This window comes from Mucilaginibacter sp. CAU 1740 (genome assembly GCF_039839285.1).
Lineage (GTDB): Bacteria > Bacteroidota > Bacteroidia > Sphingobacteriales > Sphingobacteriaceae > Mucilaginibacter.
Genome location: NZ_JBDOQS010000002.1, coordinates 329318 through 353344, shown reverse-complemented (window position 1 = coordinate 353344; position 24027 = coordinate 329318). Strand labels below are relative to the sequence as shown.

At 43.9% G+C, this 24027-nt stretch carries 13 protein-coding genes; 3 read left to right on the top strand and 10 right to left on the bottom strand.

The window, feature by feature from the left end:
* Nucleotides 1–728 precede the first annotated feature (728 nt).
* Entirely contained in the window at nucleotides 729–2627 is a 1899-nt protein-coding gene (locus AAFN85_RS05820; RefSeq protein WP_347526073.1) for a gliding motility-associated C-terminal domain-containing protein, read from the top strand.
* A gap of 373 nt (nucleotides 2628–3000) precedes the next feature.
* Here AAFN85_RS05820 and AAFN85_RS05815 read toward each other — a convergent pair whose 3' ends face one another.
* The 5 genes from AAFN85_RS05815 to AAFN85_RS05795 form a co-directional block, all read right to left on the bottom strand.
* Nucleotides 3001–4839, bottom strand: coding sequence for an alkaline phosphatase (locus tag AAFN85_RS05815; protein WP_347526071.1), 1839 nt, complete (start codon nucleotides 4837–4839; stop codon nucleotides 3001–3003).
* Between the two features lie 63 nt (nucleotides 4840–4902).
* Nucleotides 4903–6417 (bottom strand): RagB/SusD family nutrient uptake outer membrane protein, encoded by a 1515-nt coding sequence (locus AAFN85_RS05810; protein ID WP_347526070.1) that lies wholly within the window; start codon nucleotides 6415–6417, stop codon nucleotides 4903–4905.
* Between the two features lie 35 nt (nucleotides 6418–6452).
* Nucleotides 6453–9809 (bottom strand): TonB-dependent receptor, encoded by a 3357-nt coding sequence (locus AAFN85_RS05805; protein ID WP_347526069.1) that lies wholly within the window; start codon nucleotides 9807–9809, stop codon nucleotides 6453–6455.
* Between the two features lie 112 nt (nucleotides 9810–9921).
* Nucleotides 9922–10860 carry a FecR domain-containing protein gene (locus AAFN85_RS05800; RefSeq protein WP_347526068.1) on the bottom strand — a complete coding sequence of 313 codons (939 nt, stop codon included), beginning with the start codon at nucleotides 10858–10860 and terminating at the stop codon, nucleotides 9922–9924.
* 47 nt (nucleotides 10861–10907) lie between these two features.
* Complete coding sequence (locus AAFN85_RS05795; RefSeq protein WP_347526067.1) at nucleotides 10908–11516, bottom strand: sigma-70 family RNA polymerase sigma factor; 609 nt, start codon at nucleotides 11514–11516, stop codon at nucleotides 10908–10910.
* 187 nt (nucleotides 11517–11703) lie between these two features.
* Here AAFN85_RS05795 and AAFN85_RS05790 point away from each other — a divergent pair, with 187 nt between their 5' ends.
* Complete coding sequence (locus tag AAFN85_RS05790) at nucleotides 11704–12357, top strand: FadR/GntR family transcriptional regulator (RefSeq protein WP_347526066.1); 654 nt, start codon at nucleotides 11704–11706, stop codon at nucleotides 12355–12357.
* A gap of 57 nt (nucleotides 12358–12414) precedes the next feature.
* Nucleotides 12415–13644 carry an MFS transporter gene (locus AAFN85_RS05785; protein ID WP_347526065.1) on the top strand — a complete coding sequence of 410 codons (1230 nt, stop codon included), beginning with the start codon at nucleotides 12415–12417 and terminating at the stop codon, nucleotides 13642–13644.
* Between the two features lie 208 nt (nucleotides 13645–13852).
* Here AAFN85_RS05785 and AAFN85_RS05780 read toward each other — a convergent pair whose 3' ends face one another.
* The 5 genes from AAFN85_RS05780 to AAFN85_RS05760 all read right to left on the bottom strand — a co-directional run bounded on the left by AAFN85_RS05780 (nucleotide 13853) and on the right by AAFN85_RS05760 (nucleotide 24010).
* Nucleotides 13853–14629 (bottom strand): DUF1080 domain-containing protein, encoded by a 777-nt coding sequence (locus AAFN85_RS05780; RefSeq protein ID WP_347526064.1) that lies wholly within the window; start codon nucleotides 14627–14629, stop codon nucleotides 13853–13855.
* Between the two features lie 27 nt (nucleotides 14630–14656).
* Nucleotides 14657–16618 carry a c-type cytochrome gene (locus tag AAFN85_RS05775; RefSeq protein WP_347526063.1) on the bottom strand — a complete coding sequence of 654 codons (1962 nt, stop codon included), beginning with the start codon at nucleotides 16616–16618 and terminating at the stop codon, nucleotides 14657–14659.
* Nucleotides 16619–16630: 12 nt separating this feature from the next.
* Complete coding sequence (locus AAFN85_RS05770; RefSeq protein ID WP_347526062.1) at nucleotides 16631–18466, bottom strand: family 16 glycoside hydrolase; 1836 nt, start codon at nucleotides 18464–18466, stop codon at nucleotides 16631–16633.
* A gap of 283 nt (nucleotides 18467–18749) precedes the next feature.
* Entirely contained in the window at nucleotides 18750–22316 is a 3567-nt protein-coding gene (locus AAFN85_RS05765; RefSeq protein WP_347526061.1) for a VCBS repeat-containing protein, read from the bottom strand.
* 74 nt (nucleotides 22317–22390) lie between these two features.
* Nucleotides 22391–24010 (bottom strand): RagB/SusD family nutrient uptake outer membrane protein, encoded by a 1620-nt coding sequence (locus AAFN85_RS05760; protein WP_347526060.1) that lies wholly within the window; start codon nucleotides 24008–24010, stop codon nucleotides 22391–22393.
* Nucleotides 24011–24027: the final 17 nt, after the last annotated feature.

Below are 24027 nucleotides of genomic sequence, written 5' to 3'. Positions count from 1 at the left end.
TCATCATATGCCGAACTCCCATTAAACAGGTAAGCCATTTTTTATATTTGCGGAGGATAGCATTTTGCTATCCTTTTTTGTTATCCCTCCACCCAAAACCGATCAAACTACATCGGGCATTTTCACCAATTGTTATCGCTTACAACTCCACGTTTTTGGATTTTAGATGACCTGTTCATTTTATCCATTCAAATTGTTCATTAATGGATACTCTGTTCAAGTTGTTCATTTAATTAATACTTAAGCTAAGAGCTAACAGGAATACTGTTTGCTTGCCATAAAATCAAGATTACTTGTAGATTTATTTTCCCGAATTGGGATTTATTGAAGATTTTTTTCTACGCCACAATTAAAAACAGCCAATTTTTAATCATCAAAAACCAAGCCAATAGTAGTTTACTTTTCTGTGACATAATTTTTCATTTTCGGCTTTTTATGCCAACAACGGCTACTTTCAGATAATGCCGGGATAAAAAAAACTATACTTAGTGTAAGTTTTACAACTTGTGTTTTTAATACACTATCTCTCCTGTTTTCGCACCTCCAAATTTGGCACACTGCCCTACCTACGAATAAGCCTGTGGCTTTGGTTTTGCAACTCTATCTGAAAAAACAACAACGTTAATCCATGTTTGATCAATTGAGGCTGTCCCCCGGCCAGATTGATTAAACTTTAAAGCAAGAAGGTTGCTTTTGTCGGCTCCTTCTTGAAACATGCGTAAAAACACATGAAAATTTTTGCTTTATCAGCAATAGGAATTCTATTGTCATTTTTTACCCTGCGCTTGCAAGCCCAGGAGGGGGAAGCCGTATTAATTGAAGATTTTGGATCTGGCGCAAACCAGATCGGTCCGAAAATAAGCGACGGCGACTTTTCAACCACTTACACGTACCTGCCATCACAACCCGGCGAGGGCAATTATACTATTGCCAACTCAACCAATGGTATGTACCCCGAATCGTGGCTGCAAACCGGCAATCATACGCCCGGCCAGCCTAACGGATATATGATGATTGTTGATGCCACCAACAGCATTGATGAGTTTTACAAACGCACGGTTAAAACTTTGTGCCCTGGCACTACTTACCGTTTCAGCGTTTATGTATTAAACCTAATGAAGGAAGGCGGCATTAAGCCGGATATCACCTTCTCAGTTATAACATCCGCAGAAACAAAAACAAACCATACCGGCCCTATTGCCAACGGCCAGGGTTGGCTGCAATATGATATTATATTCAGCACGCCCGCAACCGGCGGCGATGTTACTATTAAAATGGTTAACAATGCCAGCGGCGGTTATGGTAACGACGTAGCGCTGGATGATATCTCATTAAGACCTTTCGGCCCGGCGCTTACCGCTTATATCGGCGACAATAAAACTACTGTTTCGGCACAAGGCTGCGCTCAAGCTAATAAAATTTATAATTTAAACGTGAGCGCCGCTTCTGCACAGCCATATGCTAAACCGGTTTATCAATGGCAATCATACGTAAACAATGCCTGGGTAAATATTCCAGGTGCTGTATCGGCCTCTTATCCCCTGCTTCAACCTGCTAACGCAGGTACTTATCAATATCGGGTATTGATGGCGCAGGAAGGTAATATTAACTCGGCACAATGCAGATTGATCTCATCGCCGGTTACTTTAACTATTGTTAACCCGGAACCAGTTGTGGCTACGGCAAGTTCGCCGGTGTGTCTGGGTGAGAGCATTTATTTAACCGCTCCGGCGGGCGAAAGCTATAGCTGGACAGGTCCTAACGGCTTCACATCAAACAAGCAAAATCCTGTTATCCCAAATGCAACGGCTGCTATGGCCGGGCAATACCAGGTTGTTATTATTAAAAACGGCTGCGAAACGGTTTCCCCCGCCGTTTCCGTGGCCATTAATAAACCTGTTGAAGCTAATGCAGGCGATAGCAGGACTATTTGTAAAGGCGACAACGTTACCTTGCATGCCACCGGTGGTACAAGCTACCAATGGTTCCCTGCAGCGGGCTTATCCAACCCCAATATTGCGGATCCGATAGCCTCGCCCGACGTGACAACTACCTACAGCGTAACCGTAACCAACGGTACCTGCAAGGCCCAAAGCAGCATGACGCTAACGGTAAACAACGGCCCCATAGCCTACGCCAGCGCTGCGGGCGCAGAGGTTGTTAAAGGTGAACGCATCCAGCTACATGGCAAGGTTGAAGGCACCAATGTTACTTATTACTGGACGCCAAATAATGAGATCAGCGACAGCAATACCCTAACCCCATTTGTTTCGCCCACCAGCGATATTACCTACGTACTGCATGTATTACAACCAGGTTCGTGCAAATTTGAAGCTACTGCAAGTGTGGCGGTTAAGGTAGTTGATAAATTTATTGTCCCAAATACTTTTACCCCCAATGGCGATGGAGCTAACGACACTTGGAAGATAGACGCGTTGGCATCTTATCCAACAGCTACTACACAAGTATTTAACCGTTATGGAACAATGGTTTTCGAGGCAAGAGGATATTCAACTCCCTGGGATGGGACTTATAATGGAACTAAGCTATCTTCCGGTACTTATTATTATAAGATCGATTTGAAAAACGGGAAGGTTTATTCTGGTTGGGTGCAGATTATCGGTTAGTAAAACCGGAGAGGCTGTTAAAAAAGGTATAAAAGCCGTCATTGCGATTAATAAAAGTCGAGGCGTCTGAAGGAGTATATGACATTAGGAGGGATGGCCTGTCACCCTGAGTAAGGTTTATTTGCGCGCAAATAATAGCATTGCAGATGACATTTTTGTGCGTCTGATTATCAACGCATTATAGACTTGTCAATGACAGCTTGTCGAAGGGTCGCGCGCAGAGGCCCTGCCCGCCATGCTTCGACAAGCTCAGCATGACACCCATTTTAAAGATGTCATTGCACGAAGCAATCGCGAACTTTACAGGGCGGACCTGCCTCCGTGCGATTGCTTCGTACCTCGCAATGACGATCTTATTATTGATGGTTAGGCTTTATTGCAACAAAGCCTTGATCCTGTTAAAGATCTCCGTATTGTTAAAAGCACCCCTAAAATCCAAAGAGTGAGGGCCGTAGCTAAATACCGGCACCGGTGTTCCAGTGTGATCGTTGGTACTGAAATCACCCCATACATATCCCTTTTTGATATCGCCATCAAGCAGGGTTAAGCCTCCTGTTTCATGATCGGCAGTAACAATAACCAGGGTTTCGCCATCTTCATCAGCAAATTTAAGGGCATCGCCAACTACACGGTCAAAGTCGCTGTTTTCGGTGATGATCTGCTTCAGGTTGTTAGCGTGACCACCGTGATCAATCTGCGAACCTTCAATCATCATAAAGAAACCTTTTGGTGCGTTTTTGAATGCCTGGGTTACTTTATTGAAAGCTAAAGGCAGGTAGTTTCCCCTACCCTCCATTTTTGGGCGGGTTACGCTATCATCCATCAGACCAAGAATTTTTGATGATGTGCTGCTCAAAAACTCATCGAAGTTGCGGATAACGGTATATCCCCTTTTCTTCATTTTATCAACGGTACTTTCACCGTTTACCGGTTGCGCGAAATCTTTATAAGCCGAACCTAAAAAGATGTCAACCGGCGATTGAGTGATGTTATTCGCGATAGCTACCGAATTACTTCTTTCTGAATTGTGAGCATAAAAAGCTGCCGGGGTGGCATCGGTTAATTCACACACTGCTATGTCGGCTGTTTTCTTTCCTGCTTCTGCACTGTAATCGGCCAGTGATTTTAGTGGCTTGCCTGCCGGATCAACACCAATAGCCCTGTCATTAGTTTTTTGGCCTGATGCGAAAGCGGTAGCCCCGGCAGCTGAATCAGTAATATAAGCATCGGCAGAATTAGTTATCGAAAATCCAATATTCAGCATCTGAAAGATATTCAACTGCCCACGGTTAGCTGTATAAGTTGAATAAATCTGCGATAAACCCATACCATCGCCAATGCACAAAATGATATTTTTTACTTTTTTTACCGAGCCGTCAGATTTGTAAGTTGGTTTATAAATAGCGTAAGGTTGCGGCGCGGTGTACTCATCAGCAGGCTTTTTGTTCAGGAAATCGCCAAGCTCTTCTATCTTATCTGTGCCAATTACATCTACGCCTAAACGGATCAAAGCGAGCCAGCTGCTTTTGGTATCTGGAGTTTCCCAAAAACGGATCTTTTTACCGGCATTGTGCACGCTGTCAATTCCGCCTTTTACCCTGGCTATTTCTTCATTATTTAATACACCCTTACCATTCCAGTGCATGTACTTGCCGAATGGAAAACTTACCAGGCCTATTTTTTTCCATTGCTCGGGCGTGAAACCGTCCATGTGGTCAACATCGAAAGAGATCCAGGCCGGGTAGTTGGTCATCTCCGCAGGAGGTGGCACAGCGCCTGTCATCACAATAGATAATCTGCCAGGGTGGCCTTCGTAATCGAAATATTGCTCAAGCGGCTTTAGTTCTTTTATCACCAATGGTAATACCGCTTTATGATCTTCTTTTATTTCGATCAACAATCTTAAATGGCGTTGCGGATCGCGTTTAAATTTCTCAATCAGCGGGTCGATGTAAAGAATTTTTAACGAACGTTTCGGGTCGATCTCTTTCTTGTCATGCGCCACCATCAACTGGCCATTAACGGCATAACAATCAGCCTCGATAGATCCAAAACCTTTTTCGTAAGCCCTTAAAAAAGGAATACTGTTTTTGTAATCGTTGTGCGAATGGGCATCGGCAACGGTATAAGATGTTTTTACCTGCGCATTTACCGATAATGCTGCAATTGCAAGCAGCGATACCAGCGTGATAATTTTAGTACAGTTTTTCATATGTGTATTTAATAGTAAAACCGGGCAATGCCCGGTTTTAAAGTTTTTAGCATGTCAAAAAAATTACCAGCCTGCGTTTTGCTTCAGCTGTCCCTGGCTAATCTGGATATCCTTTGGTGGAATTGGCCAAACGTTATCCCTTGCCGGATCAAAGGTACGTGCTTTCCACACAACTGAGCCATCCGCGCCGTGTAAAGGTTTTGCGTAAGTTGCCTGCGCATCACCCCAACGAACAAGATCAAAGTTACGGTCGCTCCACTCACCTGCCAGCTCAACGCGGCGCTCGTGTTTCAGGTTAACCATAGTGGCGTTAGTAATTGGTTTTAAGCCTGCACGTACACGTACCAGGTTAAGAGCGGCATCACCATTTTTTCCCTGCATAATCTGCGCCTCGGCTTTGATCAGCAAGATCTCGGCATAGCGCAACAACGGCACGTTCAAATCCGTAGATGGCTCATCGCCGTTAGGGCTTACGTGGATCCCACCGGCATAGCTAAACGGCTCCATGTATTTATTGAACTGGTAACCGGTTAAGCTGTTGCTTTTACCACCAATTGGGTAAGTATAAGTTTGACCGAAATACTGGAAGCTATCACCATTTTTCAGGATAGTAGCCGGAAGCCTTTTATCACCGGTCTCAAACTCGTCAACCAACTCTTTGGTAGGCTGAAAATAACCGAAGCCATTGTATAAGCCCCAACCTTTGTTCTCCAGCATGGCACCAGGCAAAATGCTTTGCCCATTCAGGTTACTTGCTACCGACCAGATATATTCCGAGCTGTAGTTATTAGCTATCTTGAACACATCAGCATAGTTAGTTAACAGGCTATGCTTGCCGCTCAGGATCACCGAATCAGCATATTTTTCGGCATTGGCATAATCCTTAGCATGCAGGTAAGTTTTAGCTAAGTAAGCCCATGCAGCGGTTTTGTGCGCGCGGCCATAATCAGTTGTAGCCAGCTTATCAAAATAAGGCAATAACGAAGCTGCTTTTTTCAGGTCGGCCTCAATGTAAGCGTAGTTATCTTTTACCGATGGCAATTGCGCCGGGAAAGCCAACGCGTTAGCGCGATTTTGCAAGGGAGCACCTTGCTTATCTGTTCCGTACAAATCGGCAATTTCCAAATGCATAACCGCGTGGATAAAATAAGCCTGGCCTAAAATGAAGTTTTTAGTCGCTGCATCCATGTTAATGCCCGGCACATTATTGATCACATCGTTAGCACGTTTCATCACCACAAAGTGCAACGACCATGGAGCGTAAATACTGCTTTCATTACCTGTACAGATAAAGTTTTTGATATTTTCCCTATCGGCAGATGTACGGCCTACCACCATATCATCGCTTGCATTGATAAACCAGAAAAACCCACGACCATACATATCTTCACTGTTGCTCTGCTTTTCGTATAAACCATTTGCAGCAGCCTGTGCATCATCAGCAGTTTTCCAGAAATTGGTGCTGGTTGGCGTACCCGTTGGTTTAATGTTATCTAAAGTTCCTTTTTTACAGCTTTGAGCCAGCGTAATAGCCATTACACCTAATAAACCGCCGCTAATTATATTTTTAAGTTTCATTGTAATTATCTCTTTAAATTATTTGCCTTGATTTATTATAAGCCTACGTTAACACCAATTAATATTACACGGGCCTGTGGGTATAAGCCTAAATCAACACCGTTTTGATTAATACCAACCTCCGGATCAAGACCGCTGTATTTGGTGAATGTTGCCAGGTTTAAAGCGTTAGCGAAAACACGGGCGCTACGTACACCAATTTTAGTCATCAAAGCTTTTGGCAAGGTATAACCAAGGGTTACATTTTTGATGCGCATGTACGAGCCATTCTCTACGTAAAAATCAGATACGTTACCAAAGTTACCGTTAGCATCACTTGCCGATAGGCGTGGGATATTGGTATTGGTATGCGTTGGCGTCCAGGCGTTTTTAGCATCGGCCAAAAGGTTATAGTTTTGGATAGATGCATTCAAACCAGTGTATTTAACCGCATTGAACAACTTATTGCCGGTAACGCCTTGTAAAAACACGCTCAGATCAAACGGGCCATAGTTAAAGTTGGCGGTAAAACCGTAGCTAATCTTCGGGAACGGTGTACCTAAGTAAGTTTTATCAGCTTCAGTTATTTTTCCATCGCCATTCAGATCCTGGAATTTGATATCGCCCGGTTTTGCATTTGGCTGGATCAACGCGCCTGATGAACCTTTGTAATTGTTCACCTCATCCTGCGATTGGAATAAACCCGCGGTTTTTAATCCGAAGAAAGAATACAATGATTGACCTTGCTGCAACCAAACTGGCACCAGGTTATCCCTTACAGTTGGGTTGGACAAAATGGTTTGCTGGCCAGGCAGGATATCATCAATTTTGTTTTTGATGTACGATCCGTTAGCTGTTAAATTATAGTGAAGGTCTCCAACATTGCCCTGGTATTTTACAGATAGCTCGATGCCTTTGTTCTGGATTTTACCACCGTTAACAAACGGAGGGTTTGATACACCATAAACAGCGGCTACAGGCGGCTGGAACAAGAAACGGGTATTTGTTTTTTGAAATACATCGGCAGTAATATTGATCTGGCCGTTCATCAAACCTACATCAACACCAACATCGGTTTGGGTTGCTTTCTCCCATTTAAGGTTAAGGTTAGCCAAACCATCAACAGCCGAACCGGTGATACCGGCAGCCGGGCTACCTAAGTAACCTGCGGTTTTGGTTAATGATACCGAAGTTGGGAAACTTGGCAAACCTGCAAGGTTACCAGACTGGCCATAACTTGCCCTCAACTTAGCAAACGAAACCAAAGCATCCGTAGGGAAAAATGATTCTTTACTGATCAACCAACCGGCTGATACGCCAGGATAAACCTCAGCGCGGTTTTTGCTTGATAACAATGAAGTAGCATCGCGACGGATGATACCGTTGATAAAATATTTTCCGGCATAATCGTAACCTATCCTGCCGAGGTATGAGATCAGCGCCGATTCGTTTTTGTTGCCTTGCAAAGGTACACCTGTTGGGTTAAGGGTACCGTTAATAATGTAACGATAAGCAGGATCTTCGCTCAGGTAGTTATCAGTATTTACGCTGAAAAACTCCTGTGTATCGTTTTGGTAAGTGTAACCGGCCAAAGCACTGATGTGGTGGTTACCAAAAGTACGATCGTAGTTTAAAGTTTGCTCGGCAAGTATAGTACGGGCATTATACTGCTCCTGGAACAGGAAGTTATCAAAAAACTTTTTACCAGGCTCCAATACCCTGGTGCTGAAGTTTTTGATGGTTTCCAGGTTTTTGGTTATGCCGAGGTTTGAGCGGAATTTTAAACCTTTAATCAGGTTTATCTCCACATAAGGATTGATGTTGAAGCTGTTTACCGCATCGCTGTTATCCAAACGTTTTAGGTAAGCTACCGGGTTAATTACGTCGCCGTATGAACCAGCGTATTGCGCCGGAACACCACCGAAGCTACCATCCGGGTTATAGATAGAAGCGTTTGGCGGATAAAATATAGCTGATAAAATAGCACCGGTATAAGCGCTGGTAGTATTAGCACCCTGACCGTTGTTATAAGAATACGACATGCTTTCGCCGATCTTTAACCAGTTATTGATCTGGTGATCTGAATTTACACGAAAGTTATATCGAATAGCATTGGTATTTAACAGGATAGCATCGTTTTTACGATAGCCGCCCGAAACATAAAAGTGCGACTTCTCGGTACCTCCGCTAATGTTCAGGTTATAATCCTGCACATAGCCGGTTTTAAAAAGAGCATCGGTCCAGTTGGTGCGGGTAATGCGCGAGTCTGGGTTTACGTTTGCATCAAAAGCCGGGAGACGGGTTTTACCCGCATTGTCATAAGCGGTATTGATGGCATCGGCGTAATCAGCAGCATTTAAGGCCTGCAATATTTTAAGCGCGTTTTGCGTACCACCTTTCGCGGTGATCTCTAAATTGGTTTTACCTTCTTTACCGCGTTTGGTGGTGATCAAAATTACACCGCCTGCCGCTTTGGCACCGTAGATAGCCGCATACGAATCTTTCAAAACGTCGATAGATTCGATATCAGAAGGATCAATTGGGCCGCCATTGTAGATAGTTCCATCCACAACCATTAACGGACCTTCATTATTAAATGAACTTTGACCGCGCAACCTAATGCTGGGGCCCGAGGTTGGGTCGCCACCTTCGTTCAATACAGTTACACCGGCAATCTGACCTTGCAACATCTCGTTAACCGAACCTACCGAACGATCTTTAACATTGCTCACTTTTAATGAACCTACCGAACCGGTTACATCCGATTTTTTCTGTGTACCGTAACCTACAACTACTACAGCGTTAAGGCCAGTAACATCGGCATCTAAAGTAACATTAAGGGGCGATTGATTAGCGGTAACTTCCTGGCTTTTATAACCAATGAAGCTAAAAATCAACACCTCGCCTTTTTCAACAGAAATTTTAAAGTTACCGTTTACATCGGTTGATGTTGCTGCTGACGATGTTTTGCTGCGTACAGCAACACCTGCCAGCGGACCTTCTTTATCGCTCACCGTACCGTTCACCGTTATTTTATCAACCACGCGAACAGGCTTTTTGTGCGAAATGATGATAGTGCCGTACTTTTCGCGGTACTCCAATTGAGTATTAGCAGTTAACGCGTTTAGTACATCTTTTAAAGGTTTGTTAATGAACGAGCCCGCTTTTACTTTTACGGCTACAACATCATCCATTTTGTAATTAAAGGCCACGCTGTTGGCGGCTTTTTTCAATTTTTCGAGCGAGGCATCCATCGTTTCATCGCCAAACTTTACTGTAACCGGCTGGTCGACAATGGATGTGTTGTTACGCTCGGCTTTGGCAAGCGCGGGCCATGATATGGCCAAACTGGTTAGCAGCAACAAAATTGCCGTTGTTAAACTTCTTGAAATCCGGGTTAAAGATTTTTCCATACATTTGTTTTTAAAGTGATCAGTAACTGCCTGTTGGCTTTTAGTTTTTGGCAGCTACATTTACATTAGCCAGTGCCTGTTCGTACCAGGCATTGGTTTCTCTTTGATATTGTTATTTAATATTTACGGTATCTCCTTTTAGCTTATACCTGCGCCCATCAATAAACTGCAGTATATCAAGCACCTCATTAATATTAAGTTTGTTCGAAAACCTTACCGAGTAGCGTTGGTGGTTCAGTTTTTTGCCTGTGTAGTTAAAGTTTACGCTATAGCGGTTTTGCAGGTAAACGGCTATCTCATTAAATGAAACATTATCCAAAATCAACTCATCGTGCATCCAGCTCAGTGAATGATCGCCGCTGATTTGCTGACGGGTAAAGCTTTTATCGTGCTTATTATAGGTGAGTTGTTGTTGCGGGGTGTAAAAACCGAAAGTGTGTTTCTGATCATGCACTTCAACTTTACCACTATTTACAAAAACCTGGATATTAGGTAGTTCTTTATAAAATTTGATATTGAATGAGGTACCCAACACCTGCGTAGTAACCTGCGCGGCATGCACCAAAAATGGTTTGGTAGCATCGTGCTTCACATCAAAAAAGGCTTCACCATTTAATAGTGTAACTTCTCTTTTAGCGGCGCTGAAGATAACCGGGAATTTAATGGATGTACCGGCGTTGAGCTGAACTGTTGAACTATCGGGCAACATAATTTGCTTCATGCTGCCTTTAGGTGCGGTAATTACCTGGTAGGCTATATTCTCTGTTTTATGGGTACCAAGCTTTGCGTAAAATAATCCGGCGCAAACTGCTATCAATACAGCGGCTGCTACACTTAACCAGGTTGTATTTAACCTGCGTACTTTCCCTTTAGTAATGGTTTGTTTTTCAATGCGCTCCCAAAGCGGTTCCTTTAGCGCTTTAACTTCGTTTGCTGGTTCTGCATACGTATCAAGTTCATGCATTAGCTGTTGCAGCTGCTGCAATTCCTCGTCGGTACATTTACCGGCTTTAAACTTATTGAGTAGTTTTTTTATTTCCTGTTGATTCACCTAATATGGCCTTATACCAACTAAGTGACTGGAGAAGGGCGAGTGTACTATAACTTTTTCAAAAAAATTATCAGCAGTAAAAAACGACCGTAATTATCAAAGGGGATCACATCATAATAACGCTGAACTGATTTTTTTAACCGGCTCAAGGCATTACTGATCTGGTTGCGGACCGTTTGGTGCGATAAACCTAAAAACTCGGCAATTTGCGGACCAGTCATATCCTGCTCGCGGCTGCACAAATAAACTTCGCGCATTTTTTCGGGCATATCGGCTATTTCCCTATTGATGAGTAAATGTAATTCGGCAAGGGAGAGTTTCTGATCTGTAGTATGCTCATAAGTTTCGGGCAACATGGCTATATCTTCTACCGCGCGTGGTTTCAAACTTTGTTTTTTGTACCACTTAAAACTCATGTAATTGATAGAAACCATCAGGTAGGCCTCGAGCGAACCGTTTACCTGCATGGTGAAGCGATTTTTCCAGATGGATAGAAACAGCTCCTGCACCATATCCATTGCTTCGTCCTCACTCTGCGTTTTTTTTATGGCGAACGATAGCAGTTTATCTGAGTAACGCTCATAAATTTCCCTGAACGCGCTATCGTCACCGCCTTGCAGTTCAAGTAAAAGTTGCGCGTCTGTATAGTGCTTCACAGGGGTATTTTTATAGCGACAAAGTAAGGGTACAGATGTTAAGCTAAATTTAAGCATATATTAATGCTTTAGGAAGTATGGAGTAATAATTGCTGATTTTTTAATGATCGATAAGCGGATTATAAAAATATGTTTGAATTTTGGAATAAACCTTTTACCTTTGTAATTCATCAGATGAATTTAACAAATGAGCAAGATCATCAAAAAATCATTAGCCGAAGAAATTACCGATAAGCTGCGCGAGCAGATAATTAGCGGTAAATACAAGGTGAATGATAAACTACCGACAGAACCAGAACTGATGGCCGAGTTTGGTGTTGGCCGCTCCAGCGTCCGCGAGGCTACTAAAAGCCTGGTACAATCCGGAATACTCAGGAGCCAGCAAGGTGCGGGGACTTTTGTTGAACGTACCGAAACCAACCCAGAGCCGATAGAAGCCCGACTAAAGCGTGCCCGCGCACAGGATATTGATGAGGTACGGCAGCTTTTAGAAATGAAAATTGCTGAAAAATCGGCTATTAACCGATCTCAAAAAGACATTATCCTGATGAAAGGGCATCTCGAAAACCGAAAAAAACATGCCGATGCAGGACGCTTGAAAGAATGTATTGAAGCAGATATCCAGTTTCACGTCGCTATAGCCGAAGCATCAAAAAACGAGATCCTTAGCGACCTATATAAAGCAACCGCTGTACATTTAAAACAATGGTTCACCGATATTTACCAGGACACCAGCAGCTTCATCGAAACCCAGCACCTGCACGAGCGGCTTTTAAGAAACATCCAGGATTGCGACTCGAAACAGGCCTGGAATACGGCTACCGAAATTCGTTTATATTAAAATTTTTGCTTTAATTCATCTGATGATATAATGTTTATATAATTTATCTAAATCTAAATGGAATCTACATCACCCACAACAACCATCGCCGAACCGAAAAAATTGGTTCAGCAAACCGTGTACTCAATTTTGTTTACCATCAGTCTTGCGCATTTTATTAATGATATGCTGCAATCGGTTATACCATCTATATACCCGCTTATTAAGCAGCGCTTCAGCTTAAACTTTACGCAGATAGGTTTAATTACATTTACCTATCAAATTACAGCTTCCATCCTCCAACCTTTTGTTGGGCTTTATACAGATAAAAAGCCTAAGCCGTATTCGCTGGCTGTTGGTATGGGTTTTACTTTATCGGGATTGGCGCTCGCTTCCTTTGCAAGCAATTTTTATGTAATGCTGATGGCAGTAAGCCTCATCGGGATAGGCTCATCTATCTTTCACCCGGAATCATCAAGGGTGGCGCACCTCGCGTCAGGAGGTAAAAAAGGACTTGCCCAATCAATCTTTCAGCTGGGAGGCAACGCGGGTAGCGCTATCGGGCCTTTGCTGGCGGCGTTGATCGTTATCCCTTATGGTCAATCAAACGTGATATGGTTTTGTCTTGTGGCTTTGGCAGGGATCATGGTGTTGCTACGCATAGCCAAATGGTATGCCGAGCGTTTAAGTATCAACGCCAGGAACAAAACGGTTAAAGAAACTACTCATTTAAATCTTTCAAAAGGCAGGGTTATATTTTCGCTGTTTATTTTGTTGGTGCTGATCTTTTCAAAATACTTTTACCTGGCCAGTATCACCAGCTATTATACGTTCTTTTTGATCAATAAATTCCACCTTAGCATCCAGCAATCGCAGGTTTACCTGTTTATGTTTTTGGGATCTGTAGCTGCCGGAACCTTGTTTGGCGGACCATTGGGCGATAGGTTTGGTCGTAAATATATTATCTGGATCTCGATATTAGGTGTAGCTCCTTTTACCATGCTCCTGCCCTACGTATCCCTATTTTGGACAGGCGTTTTATCCGTATTCATCGGCTTGATCCTTTCATCGGCATTCTCAGCCATATTGGTTTATGCCACTGAGCTGGTACCGGGAAAGGTTGGATTGATTGCAGGCTTATTCTTCGGGCTGGCTTTTGGAATGGGCGGTTTAGGATCGGCAGTATTGGGTAAAGTTGCGGATATGACAAGTATTGAATATGTATTTAAAGTGTGTGCTTATTTGCCGTTGATAGGTGTGTTTACCGGCTTGCTGCCTAATATTGAGGGGAAGAAAGCGGTTAGTTGATTCGCTGGAGACTTATACATCTCGCGCTCGTTTATAACGAGTGCGTAACATGGGTTTGCGTTTATAACGCAACTGGCGATACTATCGCCAAGCCATATTAAGCGCTCGTTGCAAACGAGCGCAAGGACAAAGACGAAGGCTGTTAGGTAATCGCCCGCTTGAGACTTACGAAGTTTTAAAAACTTCGTAAGTCTGACTTTTAAACAATCTATTTTCCCAACTCCCTCACCCAAATATTCCTATAACTGATAGGCTCGCTTTTATCACCATGAGCCTGCAATTTAATAGGCGAAGCGCCATGCTTACGATATTCCGGCTTGCCGATATACGGGGTATCCCCTATCAACGAAGTGTTATTCTGAACCAACACGCCGTTATGTAATACCGTTGCCTTGCCTACCGATTTTAACGAACCATCTTCATTAAATCGCGGCGCAGTCCAGATTACATCATAAGTTTGCCATTCGCCGGGTTTGCGGCAGGCGTTGGCCAGCGGAATGGCTTGTTTATATAAGCTGCCTACCTGTCCATTTACATAGGTTTTGTTATTGTAATTATCCAGTACCTGCAATTCATAGCCTCCGGCACCCCATGGCAGGGCAGCCAGGAAAATACCGCTGTTGCCACGTGCTTGTCCGCTGCCGGTTATGTTTGAGGGGATACGGTATTCGATATGCAGCTGAAAATCCATAAACCGGCGTTTGGTTTGGATATCGCCCGCGGTTTTATCAACAGTGATGATCTTGCCCTCAAGTTTCCATTTGTGGCTTGACGTGCTATCGTTTGTAGCCACCCACTCGTCCAGGTTTTTACCGTCAAATAAAATAATGGCATCAGATGGCGCATCTCCTAAAGCTTTGCCCGGAGTAAGCACCGCCGGCACCGGCGACCATACCTCAGTATCTTCCGGCTTTGCTCTTTGCTGCGCAAAGGTTGTTAAAGCGCTACCCGCCAACAAAGCTGTTATTATAATTGTACGTTTCATTGTGAGTTAATTACGGTTGATCTCAATTTATTTAGCCAGCGATTTGATCCACAAAGCGATCTTCCGTGCTTCCTCCTTAGGTACCTGTGGCATCGGCGGCATCGGTGTCGAATAATCCGGCCAATGTTCAGGTTTAGGATTGTGGATCAGTTGTACCAGTTCATTCACACTATATTTCCTTTTGGCCACGTCAACATACGCCGGACCAACCTGCCGTTTAGTCGCGTTATGACATGAGAGACAGGTATTTTTGAGCAATAAGGGCTGTACTTCGGCATAAGTTGGGATAGCGTTAGGAGCTACAGGTTTAGCAGGAATAGCGTTTTTACCCGGCGCCCCCTTCTTTGCCGCCATAACAGCGGTAACTTTAGCCGAATTAACAGTACTTACCTCATTCATTGAAAGTTTTTGTCCTTCGGGAATATTATTTAAAGTGTAATAAACCGTTGGATGCACCAGGTTAAAATAGTTCTCCTTATCGCGGATGGCACCCAAGGTAATGGTATGGATATAATACCTGCGGAGATTATTAACTATCAGCCTTGCTTTCAATCCATCGGCAGATACTTTAACACCAACAATAGGGCATTTTTCGGTATTTACCGGTGGACTTCCGTACACGCCATGATATTTATAGATATAACTTTCTATCGAGTACGAAGCAATATCTTCGGCAACCTTTTTATCAACCGGCTTGGTAAATTCAATCTCGAAACCATCAGGCATAGCACGGATAGCGCGCATCTCAAACGGAACCTTATTATTCCATACTAAACGCTGTAAACCCATGGTGGCCTCCCCTGCCGATCCCCAGCCACGGTTGGTTTCGCCAGCCGCCAACGAGCCATCTGGTAACCATGCTAACCTTACAATCCCCGATTGAAAACCACTTCGGAAAGCCCATGCAGCACCCTGGTATTCGCCGTTCACCTTTTCCAGGAAAATCCGATCTACCATACTCTGCCCCTGATCGCATACCAGCAACTGACCTTCAAAGGGGCCGAACGCACCTTGCGGGATTTTAACAATTTCAGAATTGGAAATACCTAAAATACCGTGCGGCAGCCAAACAGCAGGCAATTGTAATTCCGGAATTTCCTTTTTAGCTTCAAATTCGGTTTTAAATTTCTCGTTTACTATATCCTGTGGTTTTACAGGTTGTCCGTTTTTATCAAACTCAATACGAGGATTATTTTTGGCGAAGAATTGTTCGGAAGTTAGTTTTAATGGAGAGTTAGGTAGGCCTGTCCAAACTAAGCTGGATGGATGGCCCATAAAAGCACCTTTTTTAATCGGCATTATACTACCCGAGCCAACCCAATCGCCCTGGTTATCGGAATACCATAATTCACCATCAATCATACTGATGCCGCACGGCGAACGGAAGCCGGCAGCCCATGGAGTAACGGTACCATCCTCCTTAATATTTAAAGCCCAGCCGCGATAAGGCACAAAACTTTTAGGGTGCCACCAATCTGGCGGAAAGCCAAGGTTCAGGGTGACGAAAAACGAACCATCGGGTGCTATTTTGGGGCCGAAGCTGTATTCATGGTAATTACCCGATAGCGGCCAGGCATAAATAGTTTCAAATACATCGGCCTTGCCATCCATATTGGTATCAACCAGTTTGGTAAGCTCGCCACGCTGCACCACGTATAAAGCGCCATCTTTCCAGGCCGCACCTAAAACCTCATGCAATCCGGAAGCAAATTTGCGGAAGAACGGATGCTGACCAGTAGGGTTTTCTACCATAAAGATATCGCCGCGACGGGTTGTAACTGCCAAAGTTCCGTTTGGCAGCGTGCAAAGTCCACCAACTTCCAGTATTGTCCCTTCGGGGGCAGGCACTTTCATGATCTTGAAAAAATCATCCTCTTTTGGTGATTCTGCCTGGGCAAAGGTTGTTTTGGTATCGCTTAACAAGGCACTTATTACCAACGTAAATAAAAACGCGCCTTTTTTTATCATCTGCTTATATATTGTATTCATGATCAAGGCAGCTTAAAAAATGATGGAATAGGTTAATTTATTTTTGATAGGGATGATGAGTTCCTGTTTATCACCCATCTGCCTGATCAGCGCTTTAGCTCCGCCCCCATCATCAACCCGGATATAATACGATTTATCATCAATGGCATATAAGCCATCGCCAAGCGTTTCGATATTACCTGATGCCAAATTATAATACAACCCCTCTACAGTGTTTTGCAGCGTCACTTCGCGATGAATACCCTGCCCGCCAGGCATTATGCTGTTGGCATCATTTACCGGAGAGCCATAAATAATATACTTAAATGCAGGCACGTCATCAGCATTTAAAATATAGCCTTTAGGTTTAAAACCTGTACCTGCGGTATCCAAGGCCCAAACTGCTTTATCATCGCTTAGTTTTTCGATTGCAGGAACAGGCTTGCCTAAATATTGAACCGAACCAGCGGGACGTGACGAACCATCTCCCCTATCATGCCACATTGGGGTAGCATCCAGGAAGCCACCACGCCAAATTTGTACGATCATGCCTTTATCCAGATCATAAGTATAATGCAGTAATTCGGGACTACCCACGTTAATGCCATGCGTAACACGGATGCCGCCCGGCAGATCAGAAAAACTGCGCAGTACAGTGTTCGATTTGGCATCAATCAGGATAGGATCAACAGGGTCATTATTACTTACATTGGCATCGCTCAATAAATACTCGCGGATACCGGGACCGGAAACCGTTAGCCCTAAAGCTGTTTTAGCCCAATCAGCTGTTTTAGCATACGATACTTCAAAAGGATGGTTACCGGGTTGCAGCTGTATTTTGCCTCCACCTCTGTTATCAGCCATCGCTATGGCATTACTACCATTGATACTGAACGAACCCTTACCGCCCGGAACGCTTAATTTAAAAACATACTCACCGGCTTCTTTAACTTCAATATTACCGGTGTAGATCAGCGTAAAATCATTAGTCAGCTTGCCCTGGTTTGATGAAAGTATAGTAGAAGTTCCCTCGGCATCAGGCTTTTGCTTTTTCAGGTCGTCTTTACTTAGTTCGGCACCTTTGTAAACTTTATATTTTAAGTTAGAGAGTACAGGATGCGCTTTATCAAACGCCGTAATTTTAATATTGCGGAAAGCCACCGGACCATGATCGCCCTGAATCCGCAATGGGCCGAGTGCCGCATCTTTAGCGTCGATAGCGCCGCGGGTTGGCCCGGCCAATTCCACATTATCCTGAATGAGCACACCGTTTAACCAAACGTACAGCATTTTAGCATTCGAGATCTTCTGTCCGTTGGCATCAAACTTTGCCGCCTGGAACGAGATCTTGATGTGCTGCCATAAGCCCGGTGCCCTACTGGCATTTTGCCTTGGCGCATGGCCATCGTAGCCTTGCTGACCTTCGGGTTTACTATCGTCCCAACGCTCATAAATACCACCATTATCTCCCGATTTGGGGTTTACGGTGCCCCAACTATCCAGCAATTGAATTTCGTACCGCCCTTGTAAATAGATGCCAGAATTGGAACCTTTGGCCATCATATAATCCAGCTCTATATCAGCATCGCCATAGGTTGTTTTGGTAAACAAATCTTTGGCACCTTTTTTACCGGGGAGATTTACGAGTATCCCCGTACCATCCTTAGTTGTTAAAACTTCGTTCTGTGCAAGATCTGCCTGTATACCGGAAGCTAATTTCCAGTTTGGCGAAGGGTTATCAAAAAAAGAAAGATCATTAAGCGGTACCTGTGTTTGCGCCATTAGGTTTTGAAAACCCAGCGCGCAGGCAAGCACCATCCAAAACTTTTTACCGCGAAACAGCTTAGGCAATTGATTATAGCAATGCATTGATGTGAATTATATTATGGTTTATTGGCCGGGGCGATCAAAAAAACATCGCCCTTATTGCATGCAATATAACAAATTCACGCAATCGATTGTCAATAATATTAAATCAATAATTGATAGGATTTTATCTTGTTTTTAACCAGATGGAGTTAGGCTAAACAAGCCATTGTTACGGATGATAAAACTTGCACCTTTGAAAATTCATACAACTGAGCAGATTAGACTTACGAAGTTTTAAAAACTTCGTAAGTCTGGACTCAACAACAGCGCGGGTTTTGATTTCTCATTTAACTTCCCTTTGCCTCCCCCTATCATCAACCACAGTTACACTCTGCACAGCATTATTAACCTCAACAAACCGAGCGGATTGTGATAAAAACGACGAGCCAAAATAAAACTCCTGCCTTGAGGTTTTACCATTTTTATATTTGATCAAAGCATAAACATCATCCGGTTTAACAGAGATGGTTTTACTATTGATGGACTGTTTAAAAACCTTAAGCGCGTCATTATGCTGACTTGCAGCCAATAATGTATGCCCCACTTTATCGCGCATTTTAACCAGCGCCTTGCCATCGCCCGGGATATAGATCCCGCTTTGCAAAATGCTCAAAGGTTTAAAGCCGCCTTTCCCATCTCCTTTCAACATTAAACCATTCAGCGCATCATACCTGCCAATGGTGGCATCACTGCCAAAATCATTACCGTTAATAACTACATCGAGATTTCCATCACCATCAAAATCACCGGTTTCCATGCCGTTTAATACCGATACCTGCGCCTCGACTGGTAGCGGGATCATGGTAAACTTGCCATTACCGTCATTTCGCAAAAAGCAGGATTGCAGCGTATTGGCTTTTAAGTGTAAAGCTCCCTCCTTTTGCTCGGGCGAAAGTAGTTCGTCCATTGTAGCCCCGGCATAGGTTCGGTAATTGACAAATTTCTTTTTCATGCTGATCATTTGCTTCAGCATATCATCGCGGCCATATAGCGGGAAATCTTTCTTATCGCCATTGGCATCTGGCAGGTAAACAGATGGTATTGCGGTGTAAAAGCCGTTCTTATCAAAATCCTTAGCAATAATTGATACAGGTTGCTGCTCGCTGGCTTTGATCAGGCTGTTCTCGCCCAAATTACCTACAATATAGTCCATGCGCCCTGTATGCCGGAAATCTCCGGCTACGATACTGCTCCACCACCCTGATTTATTACTTACGTTTGATTGTGCAGTTGCATTTACAAACCGGCCGTGATCATTCTTCAGGAAAGTTACCGGCATCCATTCGCCAGCCATGATCAAGTCGGGCCAGCCGTCGTTATCATAATCGGTAAATAGGGCATCGCAAACCATGCCTATTTTGTTTAGTGCCGGGGCTACCTGCGTGGTTACATCTGTAAATTTAACGTGACCATTCTGACTATCGTTCCTGAAAATAAAACTCGAAACCGGGCTTGGGTACTTCCATGGTTCTACCCTTCCAGACACAAACAGGTCTGGTTTGCCATCCTTATTATAATCGCAGGCGCGTACACAAAGCTTGCTGGTATTATTGAGCGGTAAGGCATCAATGCTTAGCGTAAAGTTACCTTTGCCATCATTAATATATAACCTATCCTGGTAATCGGCGCTGTTTGCTGCCGCTTCATATCCCGAGCCTGTAGCGTACAGATCGAGCTTTCCATCGCCATTTGCATCAAAAAGCAGCAAACCACCATCCCTAAAACTGTGAACAGGATTATTACTCCCAGTAAGCAGATCGCGCCTTTTAAACTTGCCATCAGGCATCTGGAAAAAGATCTGCGCCTGATCATAAGCCGAGCCGCCAATAACCAGATCATCAAAACCATTGCCATCAATATCGCCAACGGCCAATGCCGGGTTATATTCGGATAGTTTATGCGGCAATAGTTTCTGGATATTAAAATCGATAAAACTGCTGCCTTTATGGGTATAGTGTAAACCGATAGAATCGGTAACTTCTTTAAATAAAGCTTTGGGTGCTGTAGCTGGGTGACTAATAATATAACGCCCCTTAGCATCAGCTATTTTAATATTTAAGCGTTGATCGGCCTTTACACCAGTCAGTTTCTGCATGCGCCCATCTGGCCATTTCACCACTACCGAATCAACCTTAGTTACCTTTCCTAAACCAAAATGCGCGATATCCTGCACGGTTGAAATATAGCCTCGGTATGGATTATGCTCGTAGATCTGCCGTTTGCCCTTGTCGTAAAAAATTTCGGCAACAGCACCCAAGCCGTTGATGTTTTGCTTCTCGCCGGTGAAGCTTAACTGTAAATAATGCGAGGCCTTCTCCTTATCATCGCGCGAAGTATTGCGGTACACAAGTGCTTCATCGTTAATATTATTAACAACCATATCCATAGCACCATCATTATCCAGATCAACATAAACCGCCCCGTTCGAGAATGTAGGCAAACACAATCCCCAGTCTTTACTTACATCGCTAAAGGTGAGATTGCCATTGTTCACAAAGGCGTAATTATGCAGTTTGATCTGCGGGATCTGCTCCAAAACCTTCTGTTTGGAGGTAACGGCGTAAGCCTGCTCGCGGTAGGTCATGAAATCGCGGTCGGAAACATCCTTCGGAAAACCGTTGGTCACTATCATATCGCGATAGCCATCATTATTAAAATCGGTAATGAGGGGCGTCCAACTCCAATCGGTTTGGGCTATGCCGCTTAAAAAACCAATCTCGCTAAAGGCCGGGATGCCTATGCTATCGTTTTGGCCTAAGCGCGGTCCCTGGTTTAATTGCAACGTGTTACGTACGTATTGATACTGAGCACCGTAATGATCAAAGCTTTGGTAAGTTTGGTAACTGTTGGGGCCGAGGATCATTTTTTTGCGATAATTATCCTCGGGGTTCATATCCAGTTCAACCACATCGGGCAAGCCATCGTTATTGATGTCAACCACATCCTGCCCCATGGCATTGTAGGCAGTATGTTTAAAATACTCTTTGGTACGATTGGTGAACGTACCATCATGATTGTTGATGTACAGGATATTATTCGAGATAAAATCGTCCGATACATAAATGTCTTTCCACCCGTCGTTATTAAAATCAACCGTTGTGGCGGCGTGGCCATAGCCATCTAAATTGATGCCTGCCTGTGCCGATACATCATGAAATACACCATGCTTTAGCGAGGCATCCCAGTCATTACGATACAACCTTCCCCTGCTATGATTAGCCGTATAATTTGCCTGGCCAAATAAATTAGGGTTGTAACTTGCCGTGGCGCTATTTACGGTGAGGTACATATCCAAATCGCCATCGTTATCATAATCAAAAAACGAAGCCATGGTTGATTGCGCCCCGGCTTCAAGACCGTATTCCTTTGCTTCATCTTTAAAATGAGGAATGCCGTTTTTATCCTTCCCCTGGTTAATGTATAAAATATTACGCCGCTTAAGTGAATCCCGGTTAATGGTGTTACATATATAAATATCCGGCAATCCATCATTGTTGATATCAACTACAGCAACTCCCCTGCTCCATCTACCCAATCCACTTACTCCAGCTACATCGGTAATATCTTCAAACTTAAAATCACCTTTATTGAGGTAGAGTTTGCTCGACACCATATTACCTGTAAAATACAGATCGGGCAGGCCATCGCCATTAAAATCACCAACCCCTACACCGCCACCGTTGTAAATATTTACCAGGTCGAGCGGATTGATGGAATCATTTTCGATGATCTCATTTTTAAAATGGATACCTGAATGCGATGAGGAAACATGCTCAAAAAGCGTCGCTTTTTTACAGGAGAAAATGGCGGATAAGCAAACAATAAAAAGGATATGTAAAGTTCTCTTCATATCGGTAAGCGAATGTAATTAACCAAAAAAGGCTTCTCCTTGCGGAGAAACCTTTTGGATAGATTTAGACAATATTAATAACCTGGGTTTTGAGTAAGGTTAGGATTTAACCCGATCTCAAACTGTGGAATAGGATACAACTCACGACCAGTTGGGATAGTTATACCATAAACACTTTTCACAAAATCGGTAGCTACACCAGCCCTTCTCAAATCATAAAAAGTTGAGTACTCGCCAGATAGTTCGTGCCTGTATTCGGTGTAAACCATTTGCAGCGGATCGGTGATAGTTTTACCATCGCTTATAAAAGTAGCCGGAGCTGTACCACCAAATGCACGGTCGCGTACTATTTTTAAAGTAGCCAAAGCGCCTGCTGCATCTCCGGTACGGGCCTGGCATTCAGCTTTGCTTAGCAAAACTTCACCATAACGTAGCAGGATCTGGTTTTGAGCGCCAAAAATGGTTTGATCGCCGGAGTTACCTACCAGCGTAGGGTCGCGCCAGAATTTCTCATTGTAATAACCAGTTCTTAACTGCGAGTTATCAGAACCAACCCAAGGGCGGGTTTTGGTACCGCAGGTATTGATGATCTTGCCATCGTCGCCGGTGTATTTAGCTTTTACTGCCGGGTCGCTGCTGGCAAAGCCCGAAACTACCAGCGGGTATGATTTAATACCGCCACGCGCTTTAATGCCCGGGCTTGGGTTTTCATCGCCTGGGCCAATTACCGTGGCTATACGGCGTAAATCGCCGGTTTGAAATGAACCTGCCAACGCATCGTTCGCATAATCATAACCAAAATTGGTAACCTCTTCTGGCATACCGAATGTACTGATCCAGGCCACCTCGTTACTGGCACCCCAGCTTTGGGTACCTGCCACATCAAACTGCACCTCAAATAATGATTCGGCACTATTTTGCTTGTCGTATTCGTTTACATCAATAAAGTTTGGAAGCAAAACGTACTTGCCTGTTAGCTGATTATAGGCAGCTAAAGCTTCGGGATATTTTTTCAGCCACATTTGCGCTGCACCAAGGTAACCTAAAGCGGCCCCTTTAGTAGCGCGACCAGTTTCTTCGGCAGGCAGATCCTCTTTCCAGGGCAACAAACCGCTTGCACTTGTAAGGTCGGCAACAACCTGTGCAAACACCTCATCTTGCGAGCTTCGTGGCGTTAAACCAAGGTTGGTACCGTCTTTCAACTCTAACGGAACACCACCAAAACTTGCAGCAAGGTAATAGTAGGTCATCCCACGTAAAAAATAAACCTCGCCGGTAAGTCTGTCTGCAAGCGCCGCTGTTAAAACGCCGTTTGCTTTCATTTTGGCGATGATAGGCAATGCCGAGTTAGCACGGGCTATACCTACATAAGCGCGGGTCCAGAAAACCTCGATAGCGCCAAAGGTTGATGGAATGGCGTAGGTATTATAAAACCTGTCGTTTCCCCAGTTAAAAAAATCATGCGACTGGAAGTTGGCGTAATACCAGATCGATTTTTTCAACAGATCGGCATTTTGATAGGTATCATAAATTGCGTTTACAAGCGCTATTCCGTCAGATGGTTTATCAAATAAGGTGTTGGCTGTAGGGTGCTGCGAATCATTCTGATCCAAAAAGTTTCGCTTACAGCTTAGTGGGAGTAATACTGCCAGTCCAACTGAAAGTACGTATATATATTTCTTGTTGAATTTCATTTCTTTACTTTTATGTT